This is a genomic window from Yeosuana sp., assembly GCF_057126245.1.
The window spans coordinates 33,905-52,541 of record NZ_DBNGMQ010000054.1 but is presented as its reverse complement, the minus strand read 5'-3'; the positions used below and the strand labels follow the sequence as shown (position 1 = coordinate 52,541).

General features: G+C 35.0%; 15 protein-coding genes and 1 riboswitch. All 15 genes read left to right on the top strand.

What is annotated here, in order from left to right; all coding sequences use genetic code 11:
- Nucleotides 1–8 precede the first annotated feature (8 nt).
- Nucleotides 9–3,410 (top strand): bifunctional aspartate kinase/homoserine dehydrogenase I, encoded by a 3,402-nt coding sequence (gene thrA, locus AC15TD_RS06565; protein WP_484451339.1) that lies wholly within the window; start codon nucleotides 9–11, stop codon nucleotides 3,408–3,410.
- A gap of 4 nt (nucleotides 3,411–3,414) precedes the next feature.
- Entirely contained in the window at nucleotides 3,415–4,587 is a 1,173-nt protein-coding gene (locus AC15TD_RS06560) for a trans-sulfuration enzyme family protein (RefSeq protein ID WP_484451338.1), read from the top strand.
- A gap of 13 nt (nucleotides 4,588–4,600) precedes the next feature.
- Nucleotides 4,601–5,017, top strand: a complete 417-nt coding sequence (locus AC15TD_RS06555) for an RrF2 family transcriptional regulator (protein ID WP_484451337.1) — start codon at nucleotides 4,601–4,603, stop codon at nucleotides 5,015–5,017.
- 165 nt (nucleotides 5,018–5,182) lie between these two features.
- Nucleotides 5,183–5,446 (top strand): DUF2061 domain-containing protein, encoded by a 264-nt coding sequence (locus AC15TD_RS06550; RefSeq protein WP_484451336.1) that lies wholly within the window; start codon nucleotides 5,183–5,185, stop codon nucleotides 5,444–5,446.
- A gap of 11 nt (nucleotides 5,447–5,457) precedes the next feature.
- Nucleotides 5,458–6,078: a phosphoadenosine phosphosulfate reductase domain-containing protein gene (locus AC15TD_RS06545; protein WP_484451335.1), complete on the top strand. Its 621-nt coding sequence runs from the start codon at nucleotides 5,458–5,460 to the stop codon at nucleotides 6,076–6,078.
- A gap of 21 nt (nucleotides 6,079–6,099) precedes the next feature.
- The gene (gene cysD / locus AC15TD_RS06540; RefSeq protein WP_484451334.1) at nucleotides 6,100–7,002 is read left to right on the top strand and encodes a sulfate adenylyltransferase subunit CysD; all 903 of its coding nucleotides are present in this window, start codon (nucleotides 6,100–6,102) and stop codon (nucleotides 7,000–7,002) included.
- A gap of 67 nt (nucleotides 7,003–7,069) precedes the next feature.
- On the top strand, nucleotides 7,070–8,317 hold the full coding sequence (locus AC15TD_RS06535) for a sulfate adenylyltransferase subunit 1 (RefSeq protein ID WP_484451333.1): 1,248 nt from the start codon (nucleotides 7,070–7,072) through the stop codon (nucleotides 8,315–8,317).
- A 48-nt stretch (nucleotides 8,318–8,365) separates the two neighbouring features.
- Nucleotides 8,366–10,459 carry a HEPN domain-containing protein gene (locus AC15TD_RS06530; RefSeq protein ID WP_484451332.1) on the top strand — a complete coding sequence of 698 codons (2,094 nt, stop codon included), beginning with the start codon at nucleotides 8,366–8,368 and terminating at the stop codon, nucleotides 10,457–10,459.
- Nucleotides 10,460–10,489: 30 nt separating this feature from the next.
- Nucleotides 10,490–11,266, top strand: coding sequence for a uroporphyrinogen-III C-methyltransferase (cobA, locus tag AC15TD_RS06525; RefSeq protein WP_484451331.1), 777 nt, complete (start codon nucleotides 10,490–10,492; stop codon nucleotides 11,264–11,266).
- Between the two features lie 8 nt (nucleotides 11,267–11,274).
- A complete protein-coding gene (locus tag AC15TD_RS06520) occupies nucleotides 11,275–11,853 on the top strand; it encodes a precorrin-2 dehydrogenase/sirohydrochlorin ferrochelatase family protein (RefSeq protein WP_484451330.1) in 579 nt (192 codons plus the stop codon).
- A gap of 8 nt (nucleotides 11,854–11,861) precedes the next feature.
- Complete coding sequence (locus AC15TD_RS06515; RefSeq protein ID WP_484451329.1) at nucleotides 11,862–12,914, top strand: NAD(P)/FAD-dependent oxidoreductase; 1,053 nt, start codon at nucleotides 11,862–11,864, stop codon at nucleotides 12,912–12,914.
- A 46-nt stretch (nucleotides 12,915–12,960) separates the two neighbouring features.
- The gene (epsC, locus tag AC15TD_RS06510) at nucleotides 12,961–13,695 is read left to right on the top strand and encodes a serine O-acetyltransferase EpsC (protein ID WP_484451328.1); all 735 of its coding nucleotides are present in this window, start codon (nucleotides 12,961–12,963) and stop codon (nucleotides 13,693–13,695) included.
- On the top strand, nucleotides 13,682–14,572 hold the full coding sequence (gene cysM, locus AC15TD_RS06505) for a cysteine synthase CysM (protein ID WP_484451327.1): 891 nt from the start codon (nucleotides 13,682–13,684) through the stop codon (nucleotides 14,570–14,572). The genes epsC and cysM overlap by 14 nt, the downstream gene beginning before the upstream one ends.
- A gap of 77 nt (nucleotides 14,573–14,649) precedes the next feature.
- Nucleotides 14,650–14,765: riboswitch (SAM riboswitch) on the top strand.
- A 49-nt stretch (nucleotides 14,766–14,814) separates the two neighbouring features.
- A complete protein-coding gene (locus AC15TD_RS06500; RefSeq protein WP_484451326.1) occupies nucleotides 14,815–15,819 on the top strand; it encodes a homocysteine S-methyltransferase family protein in 1,005 nt (334 codons plus the stop codon).
- Entirely contained in the window at nucleotides 15,819–18,494 is a 2,676-nt protein-coding gene (gene metH / locus AC15TD_RS06495) for a methionine synthase (RefSeq protein WP_484451325.1), read from the top strand. The genes AC15TD_RS06500 and metH overlap by 1 nt, the downstream gene beginning before the upstream one ends.
- Nucleotides 18,495–18,637: the final 143 nt, after the last annotated feature.

Here is an 18,637-nt window from a genome sequence, read left to right as displayed (position 1 = left end):
GATAAATCTTGAAAGAGTCATTACATCATATCATTATTAAAGATTTTGTAACAGAAAGTAAGGTTGCTAATTCTGAAATAAAACTAAGTTATCAACTTTTTGGTGAGCCTTTAGGGTCTGCACCGATTGTTTTAGTGAATCATGCATTAACAGGGAATAGTAATGTGGCAGGAGATAATGGCTGGTGGAAAGATTTGGTAGGAGACGACAAGGTTATCGATACTAAATTGTACACCGTTTTAGCCTTTAACATACCGGGTAATGGTTTTGATAGTTTTGTAATAGATAGCTATAAAGATTTTGTCGCTAGAGACATCGCAAGTTTGTTTTTAATAGGTTTAAACGAATTAAAAATCAACAAGCTTTTTGCTTTAATTGGTGGTTCTTTAGGTGGTGGTATTGCATGGGAAATGGCGGTTTTAAAACCCGATATTACCGAGCATTTAATACCTGTTGCAACCGATTGGAAATCTACGGATTGGTTGATTGCTAATTGCCAAATTCAAGAACAATTCTTATTAAATTCTAAAAACCCGGTTCATGATGCCAGAATGCACGCCATGTTATGCTACCGAACGCCAGAGTCTTTTAATGAGCGATTTCAACGGTCAAAAAAAACAGATTCAGAAATTTTTAATGTAGAAAGTTGGTTGTTGCATCATGGTAAAAAATTGCAAGAGCGATTTCAATTATCTGCTTATAAGTTAATGAATCAACTGTTAAAAAGTATTGATGTTACTAAAAACAGACCAACCGATTTTAATGTTTTAGAAAACATTGAAGCAAACATTCATATTGTAGGTGTCGATTCAGATTTGTTTTTCACAGCCGAAGAAAACAGACAAACACACAAGCAATTAGCGGTATCAAATCCAAATGTAACGTATAATGAAATTCATTCGGTACACGGTCATGATGCGTTTTTAATGGAATACGAACAACTAGAAAAAATTATAGAGGGCATATTTGTGCCGAGTCATAAAAAAAGAAAAATGAAAGTATTAAAATTTGGAGGAAAATCTTTAGCTAACGGTAACGGATTACAAACGGTAATTTCTATTATTGAAAGCAAGGTGAATGCAGGAGACAAAATAACAGTTGTGGTTTCGGCGAGAGGTTCAGCAACTGATGATTTAGAAGATATTTTAGAGCGCGCTTCAAAAGGAAAGTCTTATAAAATAGATTTGCAGGCTTTTAAAGATTACCAAACAGAACCTTTAAAAACTGTAGATTTTTCAAAGGAGTTTTTAATCTTAGATAAATTGTTTGAGGGCGTAAGCTTACTTGGTGATTACAGTCAAAAAACAAAAGATGAAATTTTGGCTCAAGGTGAATTACTTTCTGTAAATCTGATAGCTCATTTATTAAATGAAAAAAACATAAAGGCGACTGCTGTTGACGCGAGGGAATTATTAAAAACCGATGGTAATTTTGGTAATGCACAGCCTATTAATCAATTGTCGAAAGACAATGTTAAAAATTATTATAAAAATACCGAACGGGGTGTTGTGAATATTATTGCTGGGTTTATTGCGTCTAATTTGAAAAATGAAACTACAACGCTTGGACGAAATGGTAGTAACTACACGGCGGCTTTATTAGCGAATTTTTTGGATGCCGAAGAGTTACAAAATTACACCCATGTTAACGGGATTTATACAGCAAATCCAGATTTGGTCGAAGATGCTCAAAAAATTAGAGAGTTATCATTTAGAGAAGCTAATGAGTTAGCCAATTTTGGAACGACTGTATTGCATGCCAAAACTATCATTCCGTTAGTTGAAAAAAACATCAACTTACGCATTTTAAATACTTTTAATCCAGATGATGAAGGGACTTTAATCACAGCAAAACCAAATTCTAAAGAAGTGACATCTTTATCGGTTTTAGATCATGTAGCCTTGTTAAACTTAGAAGGTAGAGGTCTATTAGGTAAAAGTGGTGTAGATGCCAGAATATTTGGAGCATTAGCTAGTAAAGATATTAGCGTTAGTATTATTTCTCAAGGGTCTTCAGAACGTGGTATTGGTTTAATTATTAATGCTGACCAAGCTACTAAAGCCGTTATTGCCTTAGAACGAGAGTTTGAAAAAGATTTTTATTCACAAGATGTTAATAAAATAGGTGTGGTTGATGATGTATCAGTGATTTCAATTATCGGCATTGCGTTAAGTTCGTTTCATAAGCCATTTAATGCCTTAATAAAAAATCAAATAACACCGTTGCTATTCAACAATACGGTGACTGGTAGAAATGTAAGTTTGGTTGTGAAGAAAAATCAGTTGCATAAAGCCTTGAATGTGATTCATGGTGAGATTTTCGGAATTTCTAAGAAAATAAACATCGCCATTTTTGGTCATGGTTTAGTTGGTGGCGCTCTCATATATCAGATTTTAAAATCGAAAATCGATATTGAAAAAAGAAAAGGCATTAATCTGAATGTGTTTGCCATCGCCAATTCTAAACAACTTCTCCTAAATAAAAAGGGCGTTAATAAAAAATGGAGTAAAGACATTCAATTATCTTCGACAGACAGTTCTATTAAAACCATTATTGATTTTGCTAAAACACACCATTTAGAAAATTTAATTGCGGTCGATAATACAGCGAGCTCAACTTTTTATAAAAATTATGTCCCGTTGGTTGAAGCTGGTTTCGATTTGGTGTCGTCCAACAAAATAGCCAACACGATTTCGCATCAATTTTATACAGATTTACGGGAACAATTAAACGCACATAATAAACAGTATTTATATGAAACGACTGTTGGTGCTGGATTGCCGTTAATTGATACGATTAAACTATTACACGAATCTGGTGAAAATATTACTAGAATTAGAGGGGTTTTTTCAGGAACTTTGAGTTATTTATTTAATAATTTTTCAGTAGAAGATAAGGCGTTTAGCACGATTGTTCAGGAAACGATCGATAAAGGGTTTACAGAACCCGATCCCAGAGAAGATTTTTCAGGAAATGATGTCGCTAGAAAATTGTTAATTTTGGCAAGAGAATTAGATTTGCATAATGAGTTTGAAGATGTGTCGGTTCAAAATTTAATTCCAGAACAATATCAACATATTTCGGTTGCTGAATTTTTAAAACAATTGAATGCGTTAGATGATGAATTTCAGTCAATTAAAGATGCTCAAAAACCAGGACATGTGTTAAGATATATTGGAGATTTATCAGGAGATTTATCTCAGGACAAAGGAAACTTAGAAGTGAAATTAGTGTCCATTCCAGAAGATAGTACATTAGGACACATTAAAGGGAGTGATGCTATTTTTGAAATATTTACAGAATCTTATGGAGAGCAACCTATTGTTATTCAAGGAGCTGGCGCTGGTGCTGAAGTTACGGCTAGAGGCGTTTTTGGTGATATTTTGAGGTTATCTAAGCATATAAATTAGAATTATGAGTGAGGAAAGAAAGCAGTTTGAAACAGAAGCGATTCGAACACAATTGGAACGGAGTGAATTTTTAGAACACTCTGTACCGTTATACTTAACATCCAGTTTTGTGTTTGAAGATGCCGAAGATATGCGCGCTTCTTTCACCGAAGAAAAGGAACGTAATATTTACAGTCGTTTTTCAAATCCGAATACATCTGAGTTTGTTGAAAAAATCTGCAAAATGGAAGGCGCAGAAAGTGGTTATGCGTTTGCTACTGGTATGGCTGCCGTATTTTCAACCTTTGCGGCTTTGTTAAATAGTGGCGATCATATTGTGTCTGCGCGTTCTGTTTTTGGTTCTACGCATGCGCTGTTTACGACGTATCTTCCAAAGTGGAATATTTCAACTAGCTATTACGATATTAATAAGCCAGAAACGATTGAAAGTTTTATTACGTCAAACACCAAAATATTGTATGCTGAAACGCCAACAAATCCTGCGGTTGATATCATAGATTTAGAGGTGTTAGGAACCATTGCCAAAAAGCACAATTTAATTTTAATTATAGACAACTGTTTTGCGACGCCATATTTACAACAACCCATAAATTTTGGAGCAGATTTAGTCATTCATTCTGCAACCAAATTAATTGATGGACAAGGACGTGTTTTAGGTGGCGTAACTGTTGGTAATGCTGAATTAATAAGAGACATTTATTTATTTTCGAGAAATACGGGACCTGCATTATCACCATTTAATGCTTGGGTATTATCGAAAAGTTTGGAAACGCTTTCTGTTAGAGTCGATAAACATTGTGAGAATGCACTAAAAGTAGCCGAGTTTTTAGAAGCACATGCTAATGTGAATTGGGTAAAGTATCCGTTTTTGAAATCGCATCCGCAATACGAAGTAGCTAAAAAGCAAATGAAATTGGGAGGTAATATTGTTGCCTTTGAAGTAAAAGGAGGTATTCAATCTGGGCGTAAATTTTTAAATGCTATTAAAATGTGTTCTTTGTCTGCAAACTTAGGGGATACCAGAAGTATTGTGACACATCCGGCATCGACAACCCACAGTAAATTATCAGATGAAGATAGGTTAGAAGTAAGTATTACTGATGGTTTGGTTAGAATTTCAGTTGGATTAGAGCATGTTGATGATATTATACAAGATTTGAAGCAAGCGTTAAATTAACTATCTTTACGTCATGCTCTCTAAAAGAACTAAATACGGATTAAAAGCACTTACTTATATCGCACGAAGTGGTGGTGATAAGCCTGTTCAAGTAGGTGAAATTGCCAAAAGTGAACAAATCCCTCAAAAATTTTTAGAAAGTATATTATTAACCTTAAGAAAGTCGGGTTGCTTAGGGTCTAAAAAAGGGAAACATGGAGGTTATTACTTAATTAAAAAGCCTTCCGAAATTATTATGGCTGATGTGATGCGTGCTCTAGAGGGGCCAATTGCTATGGTGCCTTGCGTAAGTTTAAACTTCTATGAGAAGTGTGATGATTGTCCAAATGAAGATCAATGTACCGTAAATAAGTTGATGATTCAAGTTAGAGATAGCACACTTAAAGTCCTTAGAAATACCACTCTAGAAGATCTATCTGCCAAAAAATAATTGTTTATTTCTTAAAATAAGCCTTATTTTTTGTTTTTATTCTTCGGTTTATTCTAAAATAATTTCATTATTCTAAAAAGTTTGCAATATTCTTTTTTATGTTACAAAATGTTTTATTTTTGTATTCCCTATTAAATCTATAGGAATAATATAATACAATTCAAAATGATTGGGCACGTGTTAACAAATTCTAGAGAAAAAGAGAAATCTTCTTATAAAACGGATGTCGCTTCAGAAAAACCTGGGCGTAGTGTTATAAAATCTATAAGCTGGAGAATCATAGGGACTTTAGATACCATTTTAATATCTTGGTTTATTACTGGAAAACTAGATTTAGCCTTTTCCATAGGATCTATAGAATTAGTGACCAAAATGGTGTTGTATTTTTTCCATGAGCGAATTTGGAATTCAATTAAATGGGGTAAATAACAGTTAGTGAGATGATAACACAAGATCAAATAAAGGACTTAAATCTTCTATTTAAAGAAGCAAAACCATCTGAAATTATTAAAAAAGCTTTGGAATTGAGTGATGACGCTGTAGTGACAACAAATTTCAGGCCATACGAAGCGGCCATATTATATGCTGTAAATTTGGAGAAACCAAATATTTTTGTGGTTTGGTGCGATACGGGTTATAATACACCGCAAACATACAAACATGCAAATCAGGTTATTGAAGATTTAAAATTAAACGTGCATTTGTATGTTCCAAAGCAAACGTCAGCTCATAGAGATGTTGTGCTGGGAATTCCTGGCATTGACGATCCACAACATGCCTTATTTACTGAGCAAGTTAAGTTAGAGCCCTTTAAACGTGCTATGGAGGAGCATAAACCTAAAGTATGGTTCACCAACTTACGTCAAGGGCAAACAGCTTTTAGAGATAGCATAGGCATTTTTAGTTTAAGTAAAGATGGAATTTTAAAAGTGAGTCCTTTTTACTATTGGACAGATATAGATTTAGATACATATTTAGAAGAGAACAAGTTGCCTAATGAATTTAAATATTTTGATCCAACAAAAGCTTTAGAAAACAGAGAGTGTGGTTTACACGCGTAGGATAAATGAAAAATGAATACAATGAATAAAGATACATCACGTATAAATTCGCTTGAAAACGAAGCAATCTATATTATGAGAGAAGTAGCAGCACAATTTGAAAAACCAGTGTTGTTATTTTCTGGAGGAAAGGATTCAATAACCTTGGTAAGGCTTGCTGTAAAAGCGTTTTATCCAGCCAAAATCCCATTTCCTTTAATGCATATTGATACAGGTCATAACTTTCCAGAGACTATTGAATTTAGAGATAGATTGGTTAATGAATTAGGTCTGGAATTAATTGTGAGAAATGTTCAAGACTCAATTGATGAAGGGAAAGTAAAAGAAGAATCGGGAAAATATTCAAGTAGAAATTCTTTGCAAACAACAACGCTTTTAGATGCCATTGAAGAGTTTAAATTCGATGCGTGTATTGGCGGAGCAAGACGTGATGAAGAAAAAGCAAGAGCTAAAGAACGAATTTTCTCTGTTCGCGATGATTTTGGTCAATGGGATGAGAAAAATCAACGCCCAGAATTGTTCGACATGTTAAATGGTCAAATTGAACATGGCCAAAATGTACGTGTTTTCCCAATTTCAAACTGGACAGAATTAGATGTTTGGTCTTACATTGAAGAAGAAGATATTGAGATTCCATCTATCTATTTCGCTCATAAGCGAAAAGTCTTTTTACGTGACGGATTGATTTGGTCGCATTCGGAATTTGTATATCAGGAAGATGATGAAGAAGTGTTGGAGCGCATGGTACGTTTCAGAACCGTTGGCGATATGAGTTGTACCGCGGCCGTATTTTCTGAAGCAACTGATATTTCGAGCGTAGTGCAGGAGATTAGAGATTCCACCATTTCAGAACGCGGGGCTCGTATAGACGATAAACGCTCTGAAGCCGCTATGGAAAAACGTAAACAACAAGGGTACTTTTAGTCAAAAGCTAAAAAAATATTTAGATTAAGTCGGATTGCTTAAAGCGTAAAGCACAAAGGAAAAAATAATGGAAGTATTAAAAATTGCAACAGCAGGAAGTGTAGATGACGGAAAGAGTACCTTAATAGGTAGAATACTTTACGACACAAAATCATTAACTACAGATAAGTTAGAAGCCATTGAAAAAACAAGTAAACAAAAAGGATATGATTACTTAGATTTCTCTTTAGCAACCGATGGTTTGGTTGCAGAAAGAGAACAGGGAATTACTATTGATGTGGCTCATATTTACTTTTCAACAGCTAAAAAAAGTTATATTATTGCCGATACACCTGGTCATGTAGAGTATACGCGTAACATGGTAACCGGAGCTTCAACATCACAAGCGTCAGTTATTTTGATTGATGCCAGAAAAGGTGTGATTGAGCAAACAAATCGTCACTTTTTCATTAATAATTTATTGCGAATTAAAGATGTTGTAGTGACTATTAACAAGATGGATTTGGTAGATTATTCAGAAGACGTTTACAACAAAATTAAAGCAGATTTCACCGAATTGATGAGCAAGAGAGATTATCAAGATCAAAAAATAACCTTCATTCCTGTAAGTGCTTTAAAGGGTGATAATGTGGTAAACAGATCTGAAAATATGCCTTGGTATACTGGACAAAGTTTGTTAGAGCATTTAGAGGCTTTAGATAAGAAAGATATTTTCAATATTGGAACACCTCGTTTTCCTGTTCAATATGTCATTCGTCCTAAAACAGAAGAATTTCACGATTTCAGGGGCTATGCTGGTAAGGTTTATGGTGGTAATTTAAGTGTCGGTGATGATGTAGTTGTGCTGCCATCTCAAACAAAATCTAAAATAAAGGACATTTATTTCTTTGATAAAAAATATGAAACGGCCTCAAGACGCTCATCAGTTACAATCACTTTAGAGAATGATATTAATGTGAGCCGTGGCGATATGATAGTAAAGGATGATGATTTACCAGTTGTAGAAAAACAATTCACCGCTAATGTCTGTTGGATGGATTCAACGCAGTTATCACCAGGCGGAAAGTATGTCGTTCAACATGGTGTAAACAAAGTGTTGGCAAAAGTTGATAAAATCCATCATAAAATAAATCCTGATTATTCAGGTATTGAAGAGGATGTAACGGGATTAAACGTGAATGATATTGCGCAGGTTACATTTAAATTAAACAAACCTATTTTTTACGATCAATTTAAAAATCATAGAACAAACGGGTCATTTATATTAATAGATAAACAATCAAATAACACTGTTGGAGCAGGGTTTATTCAATAAATAATAACAAAAAATTCTTTCCTATTTATAGGAAAGGTCAGGTACGTAATGCAAAGTTTTAGAACGGAAATAGAGAATCCTATTGTCGAAAGGGATATTATTGAATTATCAAAAAAAATTGAGTTATTCAATAACGGCAAATTAGATGAAGAAAAATTCAGAAGTCTTCGTTTAGCACGAGGTGTTTACGGTCAACGTCAGCAAGGTGTTCAAATGATTCGTATTAAATTACCTTTCGGAAAAGTATTGAGTAATCAATTACGTCGAATTGCCGATGTATCTGATGAATATTCGCGTGGGCGTTTGCATATTACAACACGTCAAGACATCCAAATTCATCATGTTGATTTAAACAGAACGCCACAACTTTGGGCCGATTTGGAAAAAGATGATGTAACCCTTAGGGAAGCTTGTGGGAATACAGTTAGAAACGTAACCGCTTCAGAAACAGCGGGTATCGATGTTAACGAACCGTTTGATGTATCGCCATATGCCGATGCTGTTTTCAAATTCTTCTTAAGAAATCCTATTTGTCAGGAAATGGGGAGAAAGTTTAAGGTATCATTTTCATCATCCGATGAAGACACGGGACTTTCCTATATGCACGATTTAGGGTTTATCGCTAAAATTAAACACGGCGTTCGCGGTTTTAAAGTGATGCTTGGTGGCGGATTAGGTTCTCAACCACGTCATGCCGATGAGCTATACCGTTTTCTACCTTCAGATAAAATTATTCCAGTTATGGAAGGTGTTTTAAGAGTTTTTGATCGACATGGTGAGCGTAAAAGTAGAGCTAAAGCACGTATAAAATTCTTAATTAAAGATATTGGCTTAGAGGCTTTTAGAGTTTTAGTCAACGAAGAGCAAAATGCGATTGAATATAAATCGGTTGAAATTGATGCCGATACGTATGTGCCTTCAAAACCTGTTTCGATTAAAGCTCCCAACGTTCAGATTAACGATGTAAAAGCGTTTGAAACGTGGAAAGCAACAAATGTAATTTCTCAAAAACAAGAAGGGTATGTAGCGATTGGTATTAAAGTCCTTTTGGGGGATTTTTATACCGATAAAGCAAGGTTGCTTGCCGATTTAGTTGAAAATTATGCTGCAGGAGAAATACGTTTGTCATTACGTCAAAACATATTAATTCCTTTTATTAAAGAAGAATTACTGCCGTTTTTCTATAATGAATTAGAAAAGCTTGGTTTTACAGAAGCAGGCTATAACAAAGCTGTAGATATTACAGCGTGCCCAGGTACAGATACGTGTAATTTAGGAATTGCAAGCAGCACCGGTGTTGCCGCTGAATTGGAGCGCGTTATAAAAGCAGAATACCCTCAGTATTTAGAAAACAAAGATTTAGTCATAAAAATAAGTGGTTGTATGAATGCTTGTGGGCAACATACCATGGCAAATATTGGGTTTCAGGGAATGTCGGTTCGTACACCGGATAAATTGGTAGCGCCAGCATTGCAAGTACTTTTAGGTGGCGGAAATTTAGGTAATGGTAACGGACTTTTTGCAGATAAGGTGGTTAAAATTCCAAGTAGAAGAGGCCCAGAAGCCTTACGAAGAATACTGAATGATTTTGAAGAACATTCAAACGGCAAACGATTTGTAGATTATTATAAAGTAACAGGTGAACGTTATTTTTATGATTTGTTAAACGACCTTCAAGATGTTACCAATTTAACTCAAGACGATTTTATTGACTGGGGAGCCAATAAAAAATACGAAAAAGCTATTGGAGTTGGGGAATGTGCAGGTGTGGTTATCGATTTAATTTCAACCTTGTTTTTAGAAAGCGAAGAAAAGATTGATGATGCCAAAGTTTCTTTTGATGATAAGGTGTATTCAAGTGCTATTTATCATGCTTACAGTTCTATGGTGAATTCCGCGAAAGCGTTATTATTAGCCGAAAATATTAGTACGAACACACAGGCCGGTATCATTAGTCAGTTTGATGAAACCTTTGGTTCTAATGAAAAACTAAATTTAGGAACATCCTTTTCTCAATTGATATTCCAAATTAAAGAGTATGCACCTACTCAAGAATTTGCTTCCAAATATATTGAAAATGCAATTCAGTTTTTAGCTAAAGTAAGAGCATTTAGAGAGATTTCGAAAAACGAAACGCTTTAAAATAAAGCTTTCTAACACTCCAGACTTTTAATGGAATCAAATACTAAAAAACCAAAATTAACCGTTGTTGGCGCAGGACCAGGTGATCCAGATTTAATCACACTAAAAGCTATTAAAGCTATTGAAAGTGCCGATGTTATTTTGTATGATGCACTTGTTAATCCCGTGTTACTAAATTATGCATCTAATGATACAGAACTCGTTTTTGTTGGGAAACGCAAAGGTTGTTATGCCTATCAGCAAGAGCAAATTAACGAACTTATCGTCAGCCGAGCAAAAAGTCATCGTCATGTGGTTAGGTTAAAAGGTGGCGACCCCTTTATTTTTGGTCGTGGAGCCGAAGAGATTGATTATGCCAGACAATTTGATATTGAAACTTATGTCGTTCCTGGAATTTCATCGTCGTTTGCAGTGCCGGCCTATCAAGGAATTCCACTAACAAAAAGAGGCACTTCAGAAAGTTTTTGGGTTATTACGGGAACTACGAAATTACATCAGTTATCAGACGACGTTATGCTCGCAGCTCAATCCACATCAACGGTTGTTATTCTTATGGGAATGGGGAAGCTTTCGGAAATTGTTAAAGTTTTTAAAGCTAAAAATAAACATGAAGTGGCTGTGGCTATTATTCAAAATGGAACTACAGAAAACGAAAAAGTGGGTTTTGGAACCATTAATACCATCGAAAAAGTAGTAAAAGAACACAAATTATCTTCACCAGCAATCATAGTTATTGGAGATGTGGTGAATGAGCGCGTTGTTCTGTCTTCAATTTTAAAAGACATCAAAACGGAAATGATTAATTGATTTTTTAAATGGAACGAAACAACTTATATCCAATTTTTTTAAAGGCTAAGAATTTGAATGTGCTAATTGTCGGTGGCGGATTTGTGGCCGAAGAAAAGTTAAAGTTCTTGTTAAAATCCAGTCCTGATGCACACGTAACCATAGTTTCTCCTATGTTTAGAAACGGTACAACGTTTTTAGCTGAAAAAGGCTGCGTTACGCTCATCGAAGACACTTATCATTCGCGTTATTTAAATGGTAAGCATATGGTAGTGGCAACGACAGATATTCCAGAAGTAAATATTCAAGTTTGGAAAGATTGCCGAGCAGAAGCAAAATTGGTTAACGTGGCCGATAATCCACCATATTGTGATTTTTATATGGGCGGCATCGTAACAAAAGGTAATGTTAAAGTAGCTATTTCAACCAATGGAAAATCACCTACAACGGCGAAACGCTTACGTCAATATTTTGAGGAAGTTATTCCGGATAATGTAGATGACTTGGTGCAAAATTTAAATGAATTTAGAAAAACAATAAAAGGTGATTTTGAAGAAAAAGTGGAAACTTTAAACGAATTCACGAAAGGATTAATTGCAAAAAAATGAAGCTTAAAATGATAAAGACAGATATTCTAATTATTGGTGCAGGACCAACGGGATTATTTACCGTTTTTGAAGCAGGTCTATTAAAACTTAAATGTCATTTAATTGATGCTTTGCCACAACCTGGTGGACAATGTTCAGAAATATATCCAAAAAAACCTATTTATGATATTCCGGGTTTTCCGGAAATATTGGCGGGTGATTTAACTAAAAACTTATTAGAACAAGGGAAGCAGTTTGAGCCTGGTTTTACCCTTGGAGAGCGTGCTGAAATCATTGAAAAATTAGAAGACGGTTCGTTTATTGTTACAACCAATAAAGGTACCAAACACCACGCCCCTGTAGTGGCTATTGCAGGTGGTTTAGGTTCTTTCGAACCTAGAAAACCTTTAATTGAAAATATCAACAATTTTGAAGATAAAGGAGTTGACTATTTTATTAAAGATCCTGAAGTTTATCGAAACAAAAAAGTAGTTATTTCTGGTGGAGGTGATTCAGCGTTAGACTGGAGTATATTTTTAGCTGATGTAGCATCAGAAGTAACGCTTATTCACAGAAGAAATGAGTTTAGAGGCGCATTAGATTCCGTAGAAAAAGTAACAGAATTAAAAGCTTCAGGAAAAATTAACCTAATTACACCCGCCGAAGTGACGGCTTTATATGGAGCTGAAGGTTTAGAAAGTGTTTCGGTTAAAAAACAAGATGAAACCATCGTTTTAGAAGCTGATCATTTCATTCCCTTATTTGGATTATCCCCAAAATTAGGTCCTATTGGAAATTGGGGATTAGAAATTGAGAAGAATGCTATAAAAGTTGATAATTCTAGAAATTATGAAACCAACATTCCAGGTATTTTTGCGATTGGTGATGTAAATACCTATCCAGAAAAATTAAAATTAATACTTTGTGGTTTTCACGAAGCAACCCTCATGTGTCAGGCCGCCTATAGAATAATAAATCCTGGTAAAAAGTACGTTTTAAAATATACTACGGTAAGTGGCATTGATGGGTTCGATGGTACACGTAAAGAAGCGCCAAAAGCTGTCATACAATCCATACAATAAATAGTTATTTATTGCTTAATTTTATGCCGTAATAGCATACTTAAGGATGAAAAATTATAACATACGTTTAAAAGAAATTATAAAACCGTTCACAAAACGATTATTCTATAATTTGTTTGATGAACAAGAAGAAGAATCAATCTATTTAAAAGAGACTTTTTTTGAGATTGCTTCAAAACTAAATATTGAAGATGCTGAAACTATTTGGAACAATTTTCAAAGCGAGTTTTTAACTATTAGAAAAAAATTAGATTTAGATGCTCAGTCTTTTTTAAAGAATGACCCAGCTTCAACTTGTATACAAGAGGTGTATTTGGCATATCCGGGTTTTTATGCAATTTCAATTTATAGATTAAGTCATCAGTTACATCTTTTAAAGGTTCCTATAATGCCTAGAATGATGAGCGAATATGTTCATGGTATAACTGGTATCGACATCCATCCGGGGGCAACTATTGGAGAATCATTTTTTGTAGATCATGGGACAGGAATTGTTATAGGAGAAACGTCAATTATAAAGAGTAATGTCAAGATATTTCAAGGCGTTACCTTAGGTGGTCTTCAGGTGAAAAAAGATATGAAGTCCATCAAAAGACATCCTACTATTGAAGATAATGTTACCATTTATGCGAATGCGACTATTTTGGGTGGTGATATTGTTATTGGTGCAAATAGCACAATTGGGGCGAACGTTTGGATAACAGAATCGGTACCAGAAAATTCGTTGGTTACCTATCAAACAGAAATAAAAATAAGACCAAAGAAAAATGGAATCCATTAAAGGGATATTAGATCAAATTGGAAACACACCGCTTGTCGAAGCGTCCCATTTAATTTCTAAAAAGGGAGTTAAACTTTTTTTGAAGTTAGAAGGGAATAATCCAGGTGGAAGTGTTAAAGATCGCGCTGCTTTCAATATGATTAATGAAGCTATAAAACGTGGTGATATTAAAAAAGGAGATTTTTTAGTGGAAGCTACCAGCGGAAACACAGGTATTGCTTTAGCCTTTATTGCGCAATTGTTAGGCTTAAATATGGTATTAATTATGCCAGAAAACTCTACCGAAGAGCGTGTAAAAACTATGCGTGCTTATGGAGCTGAGGTGATTTTAACACCAGCCGATACAGGGATTGAAGGGTCTAGAGATCTGGCGTTTCAGTTAAGAGATGAAAAAGGGTATACGTTGTTAAATCAGTTTGAAAATGATGATAACTGGAAGGCACACTATAAAACAACAGGCCCGGAAATTTGGCGAGATACTCAAGGTAAAGTAACACATTTTATCTCCGCAATGGGAACTACCGGAACCATTATGGGTGTTTCAACCTATTTAAAAGAGCAAAATAAAAATATCACTATTGTTGGCGCACAGCCAGAAGATGGTGCCAAAATTCCAGGGATTAGAAAATGGTCACCAGATTATGTACCGAAATTTTTTAACAGATCTAAAGTGGATATTGTTATTGAATTAAGTGAACAAGATGCAAAAACAACGACACAGCGTTTGGCAAAAGAAGAAGGTGTGTTTGCAGGTATGAGTAGTGGAGGTTCTGTGTATAGTGCTTTGCAAATAGCTAAAAATATTAATAAAGGTGTAATTGTTGCTATTATTTGCGACAGAGGAGATCGTTATTTATCTTCATCGTTATTTGAATAAATCAGTTTTTTTTATTTTTCTGTGAATAAAAGAATATATATAGTACTTTTGCAAACTAGTTCATAAATGTATTAATAATGTTATCAAGAAAGGTAGAGGGAACAGACCCGTTGAAGCCTTAGCAACCCTTTATTTTGTAAAGAAGGTGCTACGTTCTACTAATATTTATATCTGAATATTGGAAAGATAACGGAGAGTGTTTTTTACTTTTCTTGATGACAGATAGATATAAATATATCAACATGTCAAATATAAAACAAGCTTTACAACAACGTATTTTAGTGCTCGATGGTGCTATGGGTACCATGCTGCAAGCTTATAAATTCACTGAAAAAGATTTTAGAGGCGAACGCTTTAAAGACTACCCGTCACCCTTGCAAGGTAACAACGATTTATTGTCTATTACACAGCCAGAAGCTATTAAAACCATACATGCTAAGTATTTTGAAGCTGGTGCAGATATTGTAGAAACCAATACATTTTCTGGAACTACCATTGCCATGGCAGATTATAATATGGAAGATTTAGTGTATGAACTAAATTTTCAGTCTGCTAAAATAGCCAGAGAAGTAGCCGATGAATTTACAAAAAAGGAATCTCATAAACCACGTTTTGTTGCAGGTTCTATAGGGCCAACGAATAGAACTGCAAGTATGTCACCAGACGTAAATGATCCCGGTTTTAGAGCGGTGACTTTTAATCAATTGCGAATAGCCTACAAAGAACAGGTAGAAGCTTTAGTAGATGGCGGTGTAGATGTGTTGTTGGTTGAAACCGTGTTTGACACTTTGAATGCTAAGGCAGCGTTATTTGCCATTGAAGAAGTAAAAGAAGAAAAGCATATTGATATCCCTATCATGTTAAGTGGAACCATTACGGATGCGTCGGGCAGAACTTTATCAGGTCAAACAGCTGAAGCATTTTTAATCTCGGTATCGCATATTCCCTTATTGTCTGTTGGATTTAATTGTGCTTTAGGGGCTAATTTATTGCAACCTCATTTAGAAGCCATTGCAGGAAAGACTGATTTTGCTATATCAGCACATCCAAATGCAGGGTTGCCGAATGCGTTTGGTGAATATGATGAAACACCAGAGCAAATGGGAGCTCAGATAGAGGAGTATTTAAAAAAGAATTTAATAAATATTATTGGAGGCTGTTGTGGAACCTCACCCGCACATATAAAAGTCATTGCAGAAATAGCCGCAAAGTATAAACCACGTAAAGTTTTAGAAGCGATAGTTTAATGAAGATTACTCAAACAAAATACATGCATTTATCAGGACTTGAACCGCTTGTCCTTAATGAAAACAGTAACTTTATAAATGTTGGTGAGCGCACTAATGTTGCGGGCTCTCGTAAGTTTTTAAGACTTATCAAAGAGGAGAAATTTGATGAGGCGCTTGAGATAGCTCGTCATCAGGTTGATGGAGGCGCACAAATTATTGACGTAAATTTTGACGACGGTCTTATTGATGGCAAAGAATCTATGGTTCGTTTTTTAAATTTAATTGCTGCTGAACCCGATATTTCAAGAGTGCCAATTATGATTGATAGTTCTAAATGGGAAATCATTGAAGCGGGACTTCAAGTAGTGCAAGGGAAATGTGTCGTAAATTCCATTTCTTTAAAAGAAGGTGAGGAGAAATTCATTTGGGAAGCCAAACAAATTAAACGTTATGGTGCTGCTGTTATTGTTATGGCCTTTGATGAAGTCGGACAAGCCGATAATTATAAGCGAAGAATTGAAATTGCAAAGCGTTCGTATGATATCTTAGTTAATAAGGTTGGTTTTTCATCAGAGGATATCATATTTGATTTAAATATTTTTCCGGTAGCGACTGGTATGGATGAGCATCGTAGAAATGCCATCGATTTTATTGAAGCTACACGTTGGGTCCGTCAAAATTTACCAAATGTAAGTGTAAGCGGTGGTGTAAGCAATGTGTCCTTTTCTTTTAGAGGAAATGATGGTGTTCGCGAAGCGATGCATTCGGTATTTTTATATCATGCTATTCAAGCAGGAATGAATATGGGTATTGTTAACCCTGCGCTATTAGAAGTGTACGATGATATTCCAAAAGATTTATTAGAGCATGTTGAAGATGTTATATTAGACAGACGTGATGATGCTACTGAGCGTTTACTAGATTTTTCTGAAACCGTTAAAGGCTCAAAAACAGAAAAAGGAGTCGATTTAACCTGGAGAGAAAACCCAGTGCAAGAGCGAATTACGCATGCCTTAGTTAAAGGGATTGATGCCTTTATTATTGAAGATGTTGAAACGGCTCGATTAGAAGCAGAGAAACCTATCGATGTTATTGAAGGTCATTTAATGATTGGAATGAATGTAGTAGGCGATTTGTTCGGGGCAGGAAAAATGTTTTTACCTCAGGTTGTGAAGTCTGCCCGTGTTATGAAAAAGGCTGTTGGGTATTTAAACCCATTTATAGAAGCTGAAAAAACAGAAAAACAAGAGCCCGTTGGAAAGATTTTAATGGCCACTGTAAAAGGTGATGTACATGATATTGGTAAAAATATTGTGAGTGTCGTTTTGGCTTGTAATAATTACGAGATTATTGATTTAGGGGTGATGGTACCACCAGAAAAAATTATTGAAACTGCGAAGAGAGAGCATGTAGATGCTATTGGTTTATCTGGTTTAATTACACCATCACTTGATGAAATGGTGTATTTAGCAAAAGAAATGCAACGTCAAAATTTTACGGTGCCTTTGTTGATTGGAGGAGCAACAACATCAAAAGCGCATACCGCCGTTAAGATAGATACGCAATACTCAAACGCTGTGGTACATGTAAACGATGCATCCAGAGCCGTAACAGTAGTGGGCGATTTACTGAATAAAAAATCGAATGAAGGTTATATATCAAAAATCAAAGAAGATTATAATCAGTTTAGAGAGAAGTTTTTAAATCGCGGAAAGCAAAAGTCATATATTTCAATTACTGAAGCCAGAAAAAATAAATTTAAAATTGATTGGGAACAATCGGAAATTGTAAAACCCAAAGAAATTGGTGTTCAAATATTAAAGCAATTAAGTTTAAAAGAGCTTTTGCCTTTTGTTGATTGGAGTCCGTTTTTTAGAAGTTGGGATTTACATGGTAAATATCCAGATATTTTAACAGATAATGTTGTGGGTGAACAAGCCACACAATTGTTTGAAGATGCTCAGGCCATGTTAAAAAATATCATAGCCAAACAACAGTTGAAGCCTAAAGCAGTTTTTGGATTATTTGAAGCGAATTCTATTAATGATGATGATATTTCTGTTAAAAAAAACGGAAAGGAAATTACTGTTTTTAGAACTTTGCGTCAACAATTAGATAAGCGTGAAGGTATTCCTCATATTGCGTTATCGGATTTTATTGCGCCAAAGGAGTCGCAAAAACAAGATTATATTGGTGCGTTTTGCGTGAGTATTTTTGGAACTCAAGAATTAGCTGAACAATTTAAAGCTAGGGATGACGATTATAATGCGATTATGGCGCAAGCTCTAGCCGATAGATTTGCTGAAGCCTTTGCTGAATATTTACATAAGCAAGTACGAACCAAGCATTGGGGTTATGTTACTGATGAAAATTTAACTAATGAGGATTTAATAAAGGAAAGTTATAAAGGAATAAGACCGGCACCCGGTTATCCTGCGTGTCCAGACCATTTAGAGAAGGAAACGATTTGGGAACTTTTAGAGGTTGAAAAATTAATAGGAGTAACCTTAACTGAAAGTTTGGCTATGTGGCCAGCAGCCTCTGTTTCTGGGTATTATTTTGCAAATCCTGAAGCGAAATATTTTGGGTTGGGGAAAATAACAGACGATCAAGTGACTGATTATGCTGTAAGAAAAGGCATTGCAAAAGAAAAGGCAAGTAAATGGTTGCATCCTGCTATAGTGGAAGAGTAAAAAAAGCTTTAGTGACGATTGCAACGGCACCTTTTTTTTCGTTTTAGATAAATGTCATTACGAGAGTGACGACGAAGTAATCGCTTCCGATTTTAAGATATTCTAAAGAAAATTTGAAATTTTCTTCGCAATGATGTAAAAAG

Excerpts from the sequence above, each read along its gene's own strand:
- AC15TD_RS06560 (WP_484451338.1), top strand. The coding sequence starts at position 3,415 with ATGAGTGAGGAAAGAAAGCAGTTTGAAACAGAAGCGATTCGAACACAA.
- AC15TD_RS06555 (WP_484451337.1), top strand. The coding sequence starts at position 4,601 with ATGCTCTCTAAAAGAACTAAATACGGATTAAAAGCACTTACTTATATC.
- AC15TD_RS06550 (WP_484451336.1), top strand. The coding sequence starts at position 5,183 with ATGATTGGGCACGTGTTAACAAATTCTAGAGAAAAAGAGAAATCTTCT.
- AC15TD_RS06545 (WP_484451335.1), top strand. The coding sequence starts at position 5,458 with ATGATAACACAAGATCAAATAAAGGACTTAAATCTTCTATTTAAAGAA.
- cysD (WP_484451334.1), top strand. The coding sequence starts at position 6,100 with ATGAATAAAGATACATCACGTATAAATTCGCTTGAAAACGAAGCAATC.
- AC15TD_RS06535 (WP_484451333.1), top strand. The coding sequence starts at position 7,070 with ATGGAAGTATTAAAAATTGCAACAGCAGGAAGTGTAGATGACGGAAAG.
- AC15TD_RS06530 (WP_484451332.1), top strand. The coding sequence starts at position 8,366 with ATGCAAAGTTTTAGAACGGAAATAGAGAATCCTATTGTCGAAAGGGAT.
- cobA (WP_484451331.1), top strand. The coding sequence starts at position 10,490 with ATGGAATCAAATACTAAAAAACCAAAATTAACCGTTGTTGGCGCAGGA.
- AC15TD_RS06520 (WP_484451330.1), top strand. The coding sequence starts at position 11,275 with ATGGAACGAAACAACTTATATCCAATTTTTTTAAAGGCTAAGAATTTG.
- AC15TD_RS06515 (WP_484451329.1), top strand. The coding sequence starts at position 11,862 with ATGATAAAGACAGATATTCTAATTATTGGTGCAGGACCAACGGGATTA.
- epsC (WP_484451328.1), top strand. The coding sequence starts at position 12,961 with ATGAAAAATTATAACATACGTTTAAAAGAAATTATAAAACCGTTCACA.
- cysM (WP_484451327.1), top strand. The coding sequence starts at position 13,682 with ATGGAATCCATTAAAGGGATATTAGATCAAATTGGAAACACACCGCTT.
- AC15TD_RS06500 (WP_484451326.1), top strand. The coding sequence starts at position 14,815 with ATGTCAAATATAAAACAAGCTTTACAACAACGTATTTTAGTGCTCGAT.
- metH (WP_484451325.1), top strand. The coding sequence starts at position 15,819 with ATGAAGATTACTCAAACAAAATACATGCATTTATCAGGACTTGAACCG.